This is a genomic window from Janibacter corallicola NBRC 107790, from assembly GCF_001570965.1.
In the GTDB taxonomy this organism is placed as follows: domain Bacteria; phylum Actinomycetota; class Actinomycetes; order Actinomycetales; family Dermatophilaceae; genus Janibacter; species Janibacter corallicola.
On sequence record NZ_BCSR01000058.1, the window covers coordinates 1 to 14,179 of the forward strand.

A 14,179-nucleotide genomic window follows, 5' to 3' on the forward strand; every position below is an offset into this window, starting at 1 on the left:
GGGCCCGCCGCCAGCGGCTCGCCCCCACGGCGTTGACCATCCCCACGGACACCTACCGTGCCCCGCGGCGACGAGAACCCGAAGGCGCCAGGGAAGACCAGCTCCGTCGAGCCCTGACCGAATCGGGATGGTCGCCCCGTGAACGTGCCGCAGCCTCCCTGGTGCTGCTGTACGGCATGAACCCCTCACGCATCGTCGCCTTACGACGCACGGACCTCCACGTTGATGGCGACTCCATGGCGCTGACCATCGGGCGCACGCCCATCGACCTGCCGCCACGGGTCGCGGGGATCCTTGCTCGCCTGCCGGAGGACCGACGCGACGGCGCGCACTCCGGTGACCAGGCCGACCCAGAGCTGTGGCTCTTCCCCGGAGACCGCAGAGGCCAGCACATGGACCCGACCACACTGGGCCGGCTCCTGCACATGCGAGGGATCCAGCCACGCACCGCCCGGAACACGACACTCTCGGACCTCGCAGCCGACGTGCCCGCACCCGTCCTCATACACCTCCTCGGGATCAACGCCGCCACCGCGGAGGCATGGCGAAGCACCAGTGGTCACGGCCCGCAGTACGCCGCCCTCCGGCCAGAGCGCCGTCAGCCGGCCGGAGGGGCATCCTGAGCCGGGCACCTGGTCGGTGGCCGTGGGCGGGTCCACGGCGGTGGGCTCCTTCGCGTCACCTCGGGGTCTGGGCCAACCGTTGTAGCCATGTGGTCAGCAGGTGGGTCTCTGCGTGTCCGAGGATGTCGGGGTGGGCTGCGGCGAGCTCGGTGAGTGCGCGGACGTTGCCGTCGATGGTGTTGGTCGTGTCGTGGGTGCCGGTGATCCAGGCGATGGCGCCCTCGCGCACGGCGATGGAGAGGGGGCGGTCTTCTTCGGCGAGCACGATCTGCCGGAGGGTGACGCCGATGTTGCACACCAGGATGTGTGCCGCGGCCTGCTCGGCGGGGACGACGAGCCGCCCTTGCTCGCCGGCCCGCCGTGTCAGTGAGCGCAGCACTTGGCTTGGTCGACTCTGGGACGGCGGCGAGTAGCCGGGACGGATCTTGCCGTACATCAGGGTGTAGAAGCCAGGATTGGCGAGGCCGAAGGCCACGTGCGCGTCCCAACCGGAGCGGATGGCCTGGATGGGGTCGGCGGGGGGCTCGTGGGAGGACTTCTCGGCGAGGTACATGTCGAAGCCGTGGTCGATGACGGCCTCGATGAGGCCCTGCTTGCTACCGAAGAAGTGGTAGAGCGTCGGCATCTTCACCCCGGCGGCGTCACACACTGCTCGAAGGGAGAGCTCTTCGCCGGGCGAGGCGGCGATGAGGTCGGCTGCTGCGCTGAGCAGGCGAGTTCGTGTATCGGCCTGTCCCTCTGGTGTCATCCTGATACGCTAGTCGTGTATCGATGATATGACGATACATAGCAGCGATTTGGAGGACACATGAGTGACCACACTCTGCAAGGGAAGAACGTGCTCGTGGCTGGCGGCGGGAAGAACCTTGGCGGGCTGATCTCACGTCAGGCTGCGGCAGCTGGCGCGAACGTGGCGATCCATTACCACTCAGAGGGCAGTCGTGCCGAGGCCGAACGCACACGGGAAGAGGTCGAGGCGGCCGGGGCCCACGCCGTCCTGCTCAGTGGTGACCTGACCGTGCCGGCCGCGGTGGAGCAGCTCTTCACCGATGCCACCGCGGCGATCGGGCAGATCGACGTCGCGGTGAACACGGCCGGTCAGGTTCTGCGCAAGCCGATGGTGGACACCACCGAGGACGAGTACGACTCGATGTTCGACATCAACTCCAAGGCCGCGTACTTCTTCATCAAGGAGGCCGGGCGGCACGTCGCGGATGGGGGAAAGGTGATCACGCTCGTGACCGCGTTGCTCGCCGCGTTCACGGACGGCTACTCCACGTACGCCGGCGGGAAGTCTCCCGTCGAGCATTTCACGCGCGCCGCCGCCAAGGAGTTCGTCGAGCGGGAGATCTCGGTGAACGCCATTGCGCCCGGCCCGATGGACACCCCCTTCTTCTATGGGCAGGAGACTCCCGAGCGTGTCGAGTTTCACAAGTCGCAGGCCATGGGCAACCAGTTGACAAAGATCGAGGACATCGCCCCCATCGTGATCTTCCTCGCCACCGACGGCTGGTGGATCACGGGACAGACGATCTTCGCCAACGGCGGCTACACCACCCGCTGACCTCTGCCCCTGACGTCACAGCAGGAGAGACACATGAACGACCCAGACATTCCCGAGCCGGTCGCCGCTTTCATCGACGCCGTCAACCGACATGACGAGACGGCCTTCCTCGACGCCTTCACAGCCGAGGGAACGGTCGATGACTGGGGCAGGGTCTTCACCGGACGCGAACAGATCAAGACCTGGAGCGATCGCGAGTTCATCGGTGCGACTGGGATCCTCACCCCCGAGGAGGTCACCACTACAGGCGACGTCGTGACCGTCGTCGGCGACTGGCGCAGCAGTTATGCCAACGGCCGGAGCCGGTTCGACTTCGAGGTGGACGGCGACAAGATCGCCCGGATGACGATCAGCGGAGGCTGACGCCAATCTGCCAGCCTCGGTGTCACCCGCGTTTGGCGGCACCGAGGCTGGCGACCCCAGCCGAACCCGACGTCTACCAGGAGGGGTGCCGTGAGCGAGAGCAACGGGAACCAGGACGCATCCCGGCCGCGTCTGCTGCGGACGGAAGGGGTCAGACGGTCGGAGGTCGCGCCGATCGAGCTGTTCTTCGACCTGGTCTACGTCTTCGCGATCGTCCAGGTCTCGCACACGCTGCTGGCCAACCTCGACTGGCTCGGAGTGCTGCAGGTGGCCGTGCTGTTCGGGGGCGTGTGGTGGGTCTGGAACTATTCAGCCTGGGCGATGAACTGGCTGGACCCGAACAGCGGGCTGGTGCGGATACTCAACGGGCTGCTGATGATCGCCGCCCTGGGCATGTCGCTCGGGCTGCCGCACGCCTTCGCCGAGGACGGGCTGCTGTTCGCGGCCTGCTATGTCGCCGCTCAGGTCGGTCGCGCGGCCTTCATGGCCGTCGCGATGCGGGGGGCACGTGTTGGCCAAGAACTACACGAACTTGCTGGCCTGGAGTGCCACGGCGGGGGTGCTGTTTCTCGTCGGGGCATTCCTCGAGCCCGGCCCGCGGCTGATCGTCTGGATCGCCGCCCTCTTCGTGGATGTCGCGGTGCCCCGGTTCCAGTTCCGCTTCCCCGGCCTGGGCTCGGCGCCGATGAGCACCTGGCCCACTGATCCCGAGCACCTCGCAGAACGCAACCGCGGGGTGTTCATCATCGCGCTGGGCGAGTCCATCCTCATCACAGGATTGACGCTGTCCGAACTCGACCCGATCCCGGCCCGCGCCGCCGTCGCGGCCCTGCTCGGCTTCGCCGGGCTGTTCGTGCTGTGGTGGGCGTACTTCGCCCTGGCCGGACCCGACACGCAGGCAAGCCAAGGACAGGCCACACCGGGGCGTTGCGGTCCGCATTCGCCTACGCCCACGCGCTCATGGTCGCCGGCGCGATCGTCGTGGCTGTCTCCATGGAACTGCGCATCACCCACGCCGAGGCCGACCCCGCTGTGGTGCTGACCACCGTCGGGGGCCGCTCGTCTACCTGGTAGGGAACATCCTGTTCCTGCGCTCCCGCACCGGCACGGCCGCTCGCGCCAGATACCTAGCCGCAGCTGCACTGGTCCTCATCGCAGTAGCCGGTCTAGCCCTCGGGGCCGTCCTGCCGTCGGTACTCATCGGCATCGCCACCGTCGCCGTCATGGGCACACTCGCCGTGATCACCCAGATCCGCACCACCACCGCGAACCGCACGTGACACCCGAACCTGCACGAGGTGAAGACATCGTCCCTCGCAGCGAAGAAACAGTAGGGGCCAACCCCGTTCATGCGCCTGTTGGCCGGCTGGAAGCACGTCGGCGACGTCGAGATCGCCGTCGCCGAGTACATCGACTGGTCAACTACAGGCGCCTGCACGGCGAGATCGGGCATGCCCCATCGGCTGAGCACAAGCAAGCCTTCTGCGGGCCGACGAATCGGCTGCCTAGAAGACTTGGTCCGGCACACGGTAGGACATGGACGCGCCACGGGGCCGGCCCGCCGAAGCGGACCCGGCCCCGTCGATCACACCGCGGCGGGGATCACTGCGGCGGCGCGATCTGTGCGTACATCTTGGTGTCCTGAAACTCCGTGATCGCGCTGGGTCCGCATAGGACGCCGTAACCGCTCTGCTTGAGCCCGCCTTCCTCGAACGCCTCGTGGATCACGCCCCAGCAGTTGGTCCACACGAACCCCGCACGCATTTCGCGCGCGACGCGGCGTCCCCTCCACTCGTCCGAGGTGAAGACCGCCGCACCGAGCCCGAATGACGTGCCATTGGCCATGCGGATCGCGTCATCCTCCGTATCGAACACCTCGAACGTCTGCACGGGCCCGAACAGTTCGTCCTGCACGATCGGCACGTCCAGCCGGTCCACTTCGAGCACGGACGGCTGGTAATAGGCGCCGCCGGGCCGTTCGGCATCCGAGACGAGCCCGCCGCGCACCAAGACGGTGGCGTAATCGGTCGCGTCCTCGACGATCTGGTCCACCCGGGCCGCGCTGGCCGCATCGATGAGCGGGCCGAGGTTCGAGGTGGGGTCCTCGCTCGGTCCGACGCGGAGGTTCGAGATGGCGTCTATGACCATCGGGCGGAGCTTCTCCGCGATGCCGCTCTGGACGATCAGGCGCGATCCTGTGAGACAGAACTGGCCGTTCATCAGCGTGCACGCCGCCACGATGTTCTGTATCACCACGTCGAGGTCGGCATCGTCGAAGATCACGAGCGGTGTCTTGCCGCCGAGTTCGAGGCTGAGGCGTTTCAGTGTGTCCGCTCCCGATTTCGCGATGGCGCGGCCGACGTGCGTGCTGCCGGTGTAGCTGATCATGTCCACATCCGGTGACGCCACGAGCGCGGGGGAGACGGCGTTCCCGCCCTCGGTGAGGATGCTGACGACGCCATCCGGGATCGAGGTGGTGTCCTTGACGATCTCGGCGACGAGGCTGCTGGTCAACGCGGTCTGTCCCGGCATCTTCACCACCATCGTGCAGCCGGCGGCGAGTGCGGGACCGATGGAGCGCATCGAGAGGATGACCGGAGAGTTCCACGGCGTGATGATGCCGATCACGCCCATGGCTTCCTGGCCGGTCTGGAAATACACACCGGGGCTGACCTCGGAGGACCGCCCGCCGTCCAGGATGAGGGCCGAGGCCGCCGCGTAGCGGAGCCAGTCGACGGTGGTCGACACCTCCCAGGTCGTTTCAGGGAGGAGCTTTCCGTTCTCACGGGAGAGCATGAGCGCAACCTCATCGACACGCGCTTCCAGATTATCCGCGAGCTCGTTGATCGCACGCGAGCGGCGGCGAGGGTCTCGAGACCAGTCGGTCTCGTCGAAAACGCGGCGTGCTTCTGCGATCGCCGTCTGCGCCTCAGGTTCGCCGGCGCTGGCATACGTCCCGAGCGCTTGGCCGGTCGAGGGGTTGATGGTCTCCAGGGTGTCACCGGCCTCACTCCAGGCCCCCGCGATGAGATTGCGGCCGGTAACGGTCGCTGGCGATGCAACTGATTCAGCGGTCATGGCAACCAGATCCTTTTCAGTGGTTCGTTGCTCGGGAGTCGTTCTTGTCGGCTCGTCCGGCGAGGACGCTCCGCCGTCGGCGAGGTCAACCAGGGACTGTGACGTATCCCACTCGCTGAGACCGACACTACGATAAACGACGTAGATGTCAAGTAATCGACGATTACGTTGACACGCGGATAGCCGGCTGGCTAGCTTGACGACGAGGGTCGCCTTTCAGCGCCCCGGGGGACGCACAGAGCTACCCCAGAGACGAGGGAGAGAACGATGAACCATCCAGCGACACACACGGACCGCGTCGCCGTCGTGACCGGATCGGCCCAGGGCTTCGGGCGAGCGATCGCCGTCGAACTCGCTCAGCGCGGGGCCGACATCGTGGCCATCGACCTGCGCGACGCCGCGGAGACCGTGGCGGAGGTCGAGGAGGCCGGCCGCCGCGCGGTATCCATCCAGGCCGACGTGACCGACCCGGACGCCGTCCAAGGTGCGCGCGAGCAGGCCTTCGACACGTTCGGCACGGTCGACATCCTCGTCAACAACGCCGGCTCCTACCCCTTCAAGGACTTCTTCGATGTGGATTACGCGTTCTGGAAGAAGATCCACGCGCTGAATCTGGATTCCCAGTTCCTCACCGCGCAGGCCTTCTGCCCGTCGATGCGCGACAACGGCTGGGGCAGGGTCGTGAACATCGCGTCCAACTCGCTCGGCCTCGCCGTTCCCTCTCTCTCGCATTACATGTCCAGTAAGGGGGGAGTCGTCGGGTTCACTCGGGGCCTCGCCACCGATCTCGCACCGTTCGGCATCACCGTCAACGCCGTCGCGCCCACCGCGTCCCGGACGCCGGGCGGCGAGGAGACCTTCCCCACCGAGGTACTGGACAACGTGGCGTCGATGCAGGCGATCCGGCGAAACGGCGTGGCCTCCGACGTGACGGGCACTGTGTGTTTCCTCAGCAGCGAGGACTGCGCCTTTGTCACCGGCCAGACGATCATGGCGGACGGCGGGCTCGTGCGGCTGTGAAGATTCCGGTACGTCGAAAAACCAACACGTGTGTTGACGGTTCTTGATAGCGTTGGTAACTTGACACTTATGTCGAACTCTATGCAGAACGGCTTGGTTCCGTACCCGCCGTCCGATGTGGCCCATTACCGAAGCACTGGTTTGTGGCGAACCCGGTCGTTGCCGGCCGATCTACTGGAAGCGGCAGAGACCTACGCGGAACACACCGCATTGATCACCTCCGAGGTGCGATGGACGTACAGCGAGCTGTTCGACCGGGCATCCGCATTCGGGTCGGGCCTATTGCGGACAACCGGCCTGCGCGCCGGCGACCCGGTGATGTTCCAGATGGGAAATGTCGCCGAGACCGTCGTGTCGTACCTGGGCTGCCTGCTGGCCGGGGTGCGGCCGGTGTGCACGCTGGCACAGCACGGTGAGCGCGAGGTCGGTCTGCTCGCAGAGCACGTCGACGCCAAGGGCCTGATTGCGCAGGCGGATCACGGCCGCGGCGAGGCTCTTTCCACCGCCCGAGCCGTATCCGCGCGCGGGGTCATCGGCTCCGTGATCCTCGCCCGGGCAGCGTCACGTGACGCTGAGGGCATCGACGCCGAGCACGTGGTGACCTTCTCCGAGGTCCTCGACGCGGGGAACCACGAGCCGCTTCCCGACCCCGACCACGACCAGATCGTCGTCTACCAGCTGTCCGGGGGGACGACCGGGCTCCCCAAGGTAGCGGCCCGCCTGCACGAGGAATACTCGTACAACTCGCGGACCTGGGCGACGAGCTGCGGATGGGGGCCGGGCACCACAGTCCTGTACCCGCTGCCGATCATGCACAACGCGGGTACGGCCCTCGCGTTGCAGCCGACGTTGCTATCGGGGGCGACGATCGTGCTGGCCACGGACGCCCGCGTCGAGACCGTGCTGGACTTGGTCGCGTCGGAACGCCCGACGTCCATGCCGCTCGTTCCGCCGGCCCTGGCGATCCGCATCCTCGACGATCCGCACAGCAGCGATATCGACTGGTCCTGCGTGAAGGACTTCATCGTGGGCGGCCAATACCTGCCGGTGGAGGTGGCGGAACGGCTCCGGGACGAACTAGGCATCGCCGTGCGCCAGATGTTCGGGATGGCCGAGGGGATGTTCCTGCTCACACCCGACGGGGCAGAGGAAGAGACGCGGTTTCACACCGTCGGGGCCCCCATCTCGCCGGCCGACGAGGTGCGAATCCTGGAAGTGGCCGGCGACGATCCGGTCCCCGAGGGCACCATCGGTGAGTTCTGCGCCCGCGGCCCCTACACCATCCGCGGGTACTACCGAGCCGACCGGCACAACGAATCCGCGTTCACCGACGACGGTTTCTACCGCTCGGGAGACCTGGCCCGCGCGCATCGCCGAGGAGATGAGGTCACCTATTCGATCGAGGGGCGGATCAAGGATGTCATCAACCGCGGCGCCGAGAAGATCCATGCCGAAGAGGTCGAGGAGATCATCGTCCGTCACCCCGAAATCCGCGACGCCGCCGTGGTGGCGATGCCCGACGCGGTCTTAGGCGAGAGGGCCTGCGCGTTCCTCGCCCTGGAAGACGGTGCGGACCCGCTCGATGTGGCGCACTTGGGAGCGTTCTTGCAACAGGAGGGGCTCGCCAAGTTCAAACTTCCGGAACGGGTCGAGATCGTCGAATCCCTGCCGTTGTCGAACGTCGGGAAAGTATCGAAGAAGGAGCTCCGCGAACAGGTCGCTGCGGCTCTGAAGGTCGAACACACAGCTTAGGAGTCCGCCATGTCTCATCGCACGATCGATATCATCGGGGGAGGCCCCGCGGGCCTGGCGGCCGCACGGCTGATCAAGCTCACCGATCCGGATGCCGCCGTGACCGTGTACGAACGAGCATCCTCGAACACGTCCACGTTCGGGTTCGGAGTCGGCCTGACGGGCGCGACGATGAAGAACCTCACCGCCGCCGATCCGCACGTCGCCGAACGTGTCCGCGAGGCCTCCTATGCCGGCCATCGTCTCACCCTGCGCGGCTCGGAAGGCGATGTCGAGCTGCACGGGGCCCGAAATCTCGCGATCGGGCGCGCGACGCTCCTAGCGGTCCTCGCGGACGCCGCCAGGGACATCGGCGTGCGGTTGCAGATGGGAACCCGCTACGAAATGACGGAATCCTCCGCGGACGTAATCGTCGCGGCAGACGGCGCGAACAGCGAAGCTCGCGGAAAACTCGAAACCGAACTGGGCTTCTCGGTCGAGCACGGCCGGTTGCACTTCATGTGGTGCGGCGTCGATTTCGCCACCGATACCGCCTTCTTCACTTCGAAGGGACACGGCGACGCGCAGTTCGTCGCGCACGCCTACCCCTATGCTGCGGACCGAAGCACGTTCCTCATCGAGGCTGACGAGGTCACGTGGGAGGCGGCCGGGCTGGCCACGAACGACGCCGCGGTCGAGAAGGGCGGCACGGACGAGAAGAGCATCGCGCTGCTCGAGGAGGTCTTCGCCAACGACCTGCAAGGCCGCCGCCTGCTCACGAATCGCACGCGGTGGGCACGGTTCCCCACAGTCTCGCTGGAACGGTGGCACACCGGCAACGTGGTCCTGATCGGCGATGCCGCGCACACCGCTCACTACACGATCGGGTCCGGCACCAAGCTCGCCATCGAAGACGGCATCGCGCTGGCCGAGGCGCTCGCGGAGAACCGCGACGTCACTGCCGCGTTCTCGGCGTACGAGGAGGCCCGCCGCCCCGCCGTCGACCGCTTCAAGCTCCTCGCAGCGCGCAGCCAGACCTGGTGGGAGACGTTCCGCAACCGCAGTGGCCGCCTCCCCGAAGAGATCGCGCTGTCCTACATGACGCGGGCCGGCAACCTCACGATCGCCGATTATGCGCGCGAGTACCCAGAGAACGCCCGCACGGCGCTGAGGCACCTCGGCGAAGCGCCGGTATCGGAGCCAGAGCGGCTCGACGATTGGGTTCTTTCCCGCCCCGGCCCGGATGCGCTCGCGCAGGCCGAGTCACGCGAGGTCCACACACCGCCGGCCGGACCCGACGTCCGTACCGTCACCTGGGCGAACCGGAACCCGACGTCCGCTGCGGCGGATCGTCTCCTCGAGGAAGTGGCCGCCGACACCGACCGCTGTACCACCGTGATCACCGGCCCGGAGGACCCGGCGGATGTCGGCGCCAGGTTGGACTTGGCGGAACGTCTGCGCGTCGACGCGTCTCGACCCGTGGTGGTGGAAGTTCCGGTGGCATCGCGGCCGATGGCGGCAGCGGCCGTGGCGGCGCGCCGCTGCGATGCAATCGTCACGACCGCATGAGCCGCGGTGCTCGGACGCCTGACGACGTCTACACCGGCGTCGATACCGTTGCAGGTATGTCATCGACCACGTCCTCTGCCGCGCCGCGATCGTCCAAGCGACGCGAGCTGATCCTCGCCGAGCTTCTCGACAAGGCCACGGAACTGTTCGCGGAAAAGGGCTACGAGGCCACGAGCCTGCAGGACATCGCCGCTGCCGTGGGTGTGTCACGGCCCGCGCTCTATCACTACCTGCGCAGCAAGGAAGACCTGCTGGTCATGCTGGCCGAGCAGATGTCCCACAACCTCGCGGAACTCCTCGAGCAGCTCCGGCACCGCCCGGACCTGACTCCTCTCGACAAGGTCCGTCAGCTCACCGCGCTGCTGACACGAGAGCGCGCGTCGCGTCCGGGTCAGTTCCGCATTCTCGATCGCACCGAGAACACGCTGCCGGAACCGGCCGCGACCGAGCACCTCGAGGCGAAGCGGCGGATCGTGCGCGAGCTCATCACGATCATCGACGAGGGGATCTATGCGGGCCAGATGCGGCCGGTCGATGCCCGCACCGCGGCGTTCAGCCTGCTGGGAATGTGCAATTGGACCGCGTGGTGGATCCGTCCCCAGGACGCCGAGAACGTCGATTCGATCGTCAACACGATGGTCGGCTTCGCTGATGCCATGCTCGCCGTCCCCAATGAGGAGGCGGGGGAGATGACCTCCCGCGAGCTGCTCGGCGAGATCCGCGACCGGATCGACCGGATCGACGCGCAACTGTAGAACCTTCGTCTCCGCCTTCCCGGTGCCGGGCAGAGCTTTGCCCAGAGAATCGACGCGAGTGTTTACAAAGTGACGCGGGTGTAGAATAGTGGAAGCATCGCATACGAAGGAGCACCGCACTTATGTCTAGCCCCCAGCGCGTCGGACTGGTCGTACCCAGTTCGAACGTCACCGTCGAGACGGAGCTGCCTCGGCTGCTCGCTCGTCACGCCGGTGAGGATTTCACCTTCCACTCGAGCCGCATGCGCATGCACACGGTCTCGCCCGAAGGCTTGGCGGCGATGAACGCGCAACGCGAGCGGTGCGTTCTCGAGCTCGGCGACGCGGGTGTCGACGTTGTCTTGTACGCCTGCCTCGTGGCGATCATGGCGAGCGGATCCGGCGAGCACCACAACGTCGAGTTCTCGATCGGGGAGCAGCTCGCCCAGGGCGGGTCCGGGGCCAAGGTTCTCTCGAGCGCCGGCGCGCTGGTTACCGGGCTCGAGGCACTCGGTGCGCGGAGGATCGCCCTGGTCACGCCCTATATGCGCCCGCTCGCGGAACAGGTCGTCGCGTACCTGGAGGACGAAGGGTTCACGGTCGCCGATTGGCGCACCCTCGAGGTCGCGGACAACGCCGAGGTCGGCCGGGTCCCGGGTGAGCGCGTGATGGACGCGGCCCGGAGCCTGGACCTAAACGGCGTGGATGCGCTGGTGATTTCCGCGTGTGTCCAGATGCCCTCGCTGGATCTCGTCCAGGCCGCCGAAGACGAACTGGGCGTGCCGACCCTCTCCGCCGCGACCGCCGGGGCCTACTGCGTACTCCGCGCCGCCGGCGAGCAGGTGAACATCCCGGACGCCGGGGTGCTGCTGCGTACCGATGTCACACAGCCCGCGGCGGCCGTGCCCTACGCGAATTGAACCGACCGACCACTACCAGGAGGTTGTGATGAATACTCCCCGTGAACACCGCGTCCGCGGCGTGGACCATGCCGCGTTCCCGACCTTCGACCCGGCCGCGACCGTCCGTTTCTACCGCGACGTGCTGCGGTTCCCGGTCGTGCACTCGATCTGCGCCGCCGGATGGGGCCCGGAGAAGCACCCCGACTTCATCCACTTCTTCTTCGACATCGGCAACGACGACAGGATCGCGTTCTTCTACTACTTCGGGCTGGAACCCTTCGATGACCCCGAGAATCCGGGCGACGCGTGGGCTCGATTCAGCGACGATCGGCCGGTGTTCTTCCGCAACTCCCGCCACCTCGCGATCCACGTCGATACCGAGGAGGACCTGACCGAGTACCGCCGCCGGCTCGACACATCCGAGTGGCCGGTGGAGATGCAGGTCGCGCACGAAACGATCGAATCGATCTACACTCACGACCCCAACGGCTACATGCTCGAGATCACCCGGGCGCTGCGTCCGGTGACTCCGCAGGAAGACCTCGACGCGGCGCTGACCATCGACGCGCTGTGCGAGGTCGCGTCGGGACCGGACCCGTCGATGGACAAGCTGCTTACGCGCAAGGCTGAGCTCATCGTCGAGCGGGCGCAGGCGTGGCAGGACGATCACGACCGGAAGGTGGTGGCACCGTGACCTGCTTGTACGTGCTGGAGGTTCCCGAAAACGAGGGTGTCGTCGAAGTCGCGGCCTCCGACCCGGATAACAGGATCGACAAGGTCGGGCCGTATGTGCGCATCACGTCCGACGACGACATCGTGATCGATCGGCGCGCCACCGGGTGCCGGCATGCGGTCTGGTACAGCTCGATCGCGGGGCTGGAAGACGCGCGAATCGTTCAGCACGACAAGGACGCGCTGCGGGTGGTGCGCCGATGAGCACCAGCACGCGCGAGGAGCGGCTCGGGGCGGGGCGTTACGTCGAACCGGCGCAGTCGCCGGCCGACACGACGACAACGGCCCACCAACTGCAGACCCACGACGGTGCGAGCGTCTCCGGGATTCTGCGCACCGTCCCAGGGGCGACCACCGTCGCGTTTCTGATGCATCCCCGCTCGGACTTCACCCACCACATCCTCGTGCCCGAGTTCCTGTCCCGCGGCTGCGCGGTGTGGACCCAAGGCACACGCACGGCCGGGAACGACTTGACGCTCATCCATGAGCAGGCGTTGCTGGACATGGCCGCGGGGCACAAGTTCCTGCGTGAGTGCGGTTTCGACGAGGTCATCTCCGTGGGGCATTCCGGGGGCGGGGCCCTCGTCGCGTTCTACATGCGGCAGGCGGAGCTACCGCCTGCCGAACGCCTGCCGGACACCCCCGGAGGGCGGCCCGTGCCCCTGGGTGACGCCGTGATGCCCATGCCCGACAGGGCGGTGTTCATGGCTCCGCACCCCGGGCAGGGGGCGTTGCTGCTGTCGATGATCGACCCGTCCGTCACCGACGAGGACGATCCCGCTTCCGTCGATCCAGATCTCAACCCCTACGACGAGGCCAACGGGTTCGCTGAACCGCCGACGTCGAGCACCTACTCGGAGGAGTTCGTCGAGCGGTACCGCTTGGCGCAACGCGCGCGAGTACAGCGGATCGATGACGAGGCGAAGCGCCGCGTGGCCGCGAGTGCCGCAGCGCGCAAAAGGTTCAAGGAATCGGGCGACCCGGCCGACCGGCGGTTGTCATTGTCCTCCGGGGTCATTACGGTGCACCGCACCGACGCCGACCTGCGCGGGGTCGACCTGTCGATCGACCCCAACGATCGGCCGTACGGGTCGGTGTTCGGCTCGCGCCCCGACATCACCGACTACGGCGTGATCGGCTTCGGCAGGCTCACCACTCCGGAGGCGTGGCTATCGACCTGGTCCGGGATCAGCAGCCGGGCGGGGTTCCTCGACAACGCGGCCGGGGTGACCGTGCCGACGCTGTTCATCGAGTTGACCGGCGACCAGTGCCTCTATCCGCCGCAGGCGCAGGAAATGGTCGAGGCGATCCCCGGATCCGTCACGCACGTCCGGGTGCCCGGCCGGCACTTCGGTGCCGCGTTGTCGGCCGGCGAACCGACCGGTGCGACCCTCACGGGGATCGAGATCGGGCGGTGGCTCGAGTAGGTCAGGTGAAGCCGAACGACTGTGGGACCCAGCCGAGAGGTGCGGCGACACTGAGCGTTTCGCCGATCAAGATGTGACCTACATACCGACGGGATCGTTCTCGTGCCTCACGCCCGAGGTGCCTCACTGAAGAGTGAGCGCCACGTAGTGGCTGGTGCCTCACGCGGTGTGAGCGCGTCGTGGCTTGCGTTACTTCGTAACAGTCAATCGGTTGATCGACGGTTGCAATGTTTCCAGATCGAGGTGTCGGCCAGCGGCCAGGGCCTCGGTCTTCGCTTGGGCGAGGTCGAGGAGTCGGGTCTGGATTGCGGTGATCTGTCGGGTCAGATCGGCCGGGTTGACCCCCTCGATCCGGACGGCGAGGCCCGCGAGCTGGTGACCGTCGAGGACGCCGGACTCCCGCAGCCGCTGCTACGGCGTCTTCGGCGTGTCGTAG

At 66.9% G+C, this 14,179-nt stretch carries 15 protein-coding genes and 1 pseudogene; 14 read left to right on the forward strand and 2 right to left on the reverse strand.

All coding sequences use genetic code 11. The features are described from left to right. Window positions 1-623, forward strand: a 623-nt coding sequence (locus tag JCO01S_RS14175; RefSeq protein WP_500778495.1) for a site-specific integrase, incomplete at its 5' end; no start/stop codon positions are given. 55 nt (window positions 624-678) lie between these two features. Here the strand turns inward: JCO01S_RS14175 and JCO01S_RS14180 are convergent. After that, entirely contained in the window at window positions 679-1,371 is a 693-nt protein-coding gene (locus JCO01S_RS14180; protein ID WP_068257150.1) for a TetR/AcrR family transcriptional regulator, read from the reverse strand. Between the two features lie 60 nt (window positions 1,372-1,431). Here JCO01S_RS14180 and JCO01S_RS14185 point away from each other — a divergent pair, with 60 nt between their 5' ends. The 4 genes and pseudogenes from JCO01S_RS14185 to JCO01S_RS16390 all read left to right on the forward strand — a co-directional run bounded on the left by JCO01S_RS14185 (window position 1,432) and on the right by JCO01S_RS16390 (window position 3,592). Continuing rightward, window positions 1,432-2,187, forward strand: coding sequence for an SDR family oxidoreductase (locus JCO01S_RS14185; RefSeq protein ID WP_068257153.1), 756 nt, complete (start codon window positions 1,432-1,434; stop codon window positions 2,185-2,187). Window positions 2,188-2,220: 33 nt separating this feature from the next. Beyond that, on the forward strand, window positions 2,221-2,550 hold the full coding sequence (locus tag JCO01S_RS14190) for a nuclear transport factor 2 family protein (RefSeq protein WP_068257155.1): 330 nt from the start codon (window positions 2,221-2,223) through the stop codon (window positions 2,548-2,550). A gap of 90 nt (window positions 2,551-2,640) precedes the next feature. Then, window positions 2,641-3,000, forward strand: a pseudogene (locus JCO01S_RS16385) (low temperature requirement protein A); the annotation flags it as partial. A 1-nt stretch (window position 3,001) separates the two neighbouring features. After that, the gene (locus tag JCO01S_RS16390) at window positions 3,002-3,592 is read left to right on the forward strand and encodes a low temperature requirement protein A (RefSeq protein WP_281189233.1); all 591 of its coding nucleotides are present in this window, start codon (window positions 3,002-3,004) and stop codon (window positions 3,590-3,592) included. A 560-nt stretch (window positions 3,593-4,152) separates the two neighbouring features. On the opposite strand, the gene JCO01S_RS14200 is transcribed toward JCO01S_RS16390, so the two are convergent. Continuing rightward, a complete protein-coding gene (locus JCO01S_RS14200) occupies window positions 4,153-5,628 on the reverse strand; it encodes an aldehyde dehydrogenase family protein (protein ID WP_068257157.1) in 1,476 nt (491 codons plus the stop codon). A gap of 267 nt (window positions 5,629-5,895) precedes the next feature. Here JCO01S_RS14200 and JCO01S_RS14205 point away from each other — a divergent pair, with 267 nt between their 5' ends. The 9 genes from JCO01S_RS14205 to JCO01S_RS16145 form a co-directional block, all read left to right on the forward strand. Next, window positions 5,896-6,648: an SDR family NAD(P)-dependent oxidoreductase gene (locus JCO01S_RS14205; RefSeq protein ID WP_068257160.1), complete on the forward strand. Its 753-nt coding sequence runs from the start codon at window positions 5,896-5,898 to the stop codon at window positions 6,646-6,648. Window positions 6,649-6,729: 81 nt separating this feature from the next. Beyond that, a complete protein-coding gene (locus JCO01S_RS14210) occupies window positions 6,730-8,400 on the forward strand; it encodes an AMP-binding protein (RefSeq protein WP_084342946.1) in 1,671 nt (556 codons plus the stop codon). A gap of 9 nt (window positions 8,401-8,409) precedes the next feature. Further along, on the forward strand, window positions 8,410-9,948 hold the full coding sequence (locus tag JCO01S_RS14215; protein WP_068257163.1) for an FAD-dependent monooxygenase: 1,539 nt from the start codon (window positions 8,410-8,412) through the stop codon (window positions 9,946-9,948). Between the two features lie 56 nt (window positions 9,949-10,004). Further along, window positions 10,005-10,703: a TetR/AcrR family transcriptional regulator gene (locus JCO01S_RS14220; protein ID WP_068257164.1), complete on the forward strand. Its 699-nt coding sequence runs from the start codon at window positions 10,005-10,007 to the stop codon at window positions 10,701-10,703. A 122-nt stretch (window positions 10,704-10,825) separates the two neighbouring features. After that, window positions 10,826-11,602 carry a maleate cis-trans isomerase family protein gene (locus JCO01S_RS14225; protein WP_068257165.1) on the forward strand — a complete coding sequence of 259 codons (777 nt, stop codon included), beginning with the start codon at window positions 10,826-10,828 and terminating at the stop codon, window positions 11,600-11,602. Between the two features lie 61 nt (window positions 11,603-11,663). Further along, complete coding sequence (locus tag JCO01S_RS14230) at window positions 11,664-12,278, forward strand: VOC family protein (RefSeq protein WP_218002282.1); 615 nt, start codon at window positions 11,664-11,666, stop codon at window positions 12,276-12,278. A 5-nt stretch (window positions 12,279-12,283) separates the two neighbouring features. Continuing rightward, a complete protein-coding gene (locus tag JCO01S_RS14235) occupies window positions 12,284-12,520 on the forward strand; it encodes a hypothetical protein (protein WP_218002283.1) in 237 nt (78 codons plus the stop codon). Further along, complete coding sequence (locus JCO01S_RS14240) at window positions 12,517-13,743, forward strand: alpha/beta fold hydrolase (RefSeq protein ID WP_068257172.1); 1,227 nt, start codon at window positions 12,517-12,519, stop codon at window positions 13,741-13,743. Before JCO01S_RS14235 ends, JCO01S_RS14240 begins: the two co-directional genes overlap by 4 nt. Before the next feature lie 168 nt (window positions 13,744-13,911). Then, window positions 13,912-14,179: hypothetical protein (locus JCO01S_RS16145; RefSeq protein ID WP_218002284.1), on the forward strand; the 268-nt coding region annotated here is incomplete at its 3' end.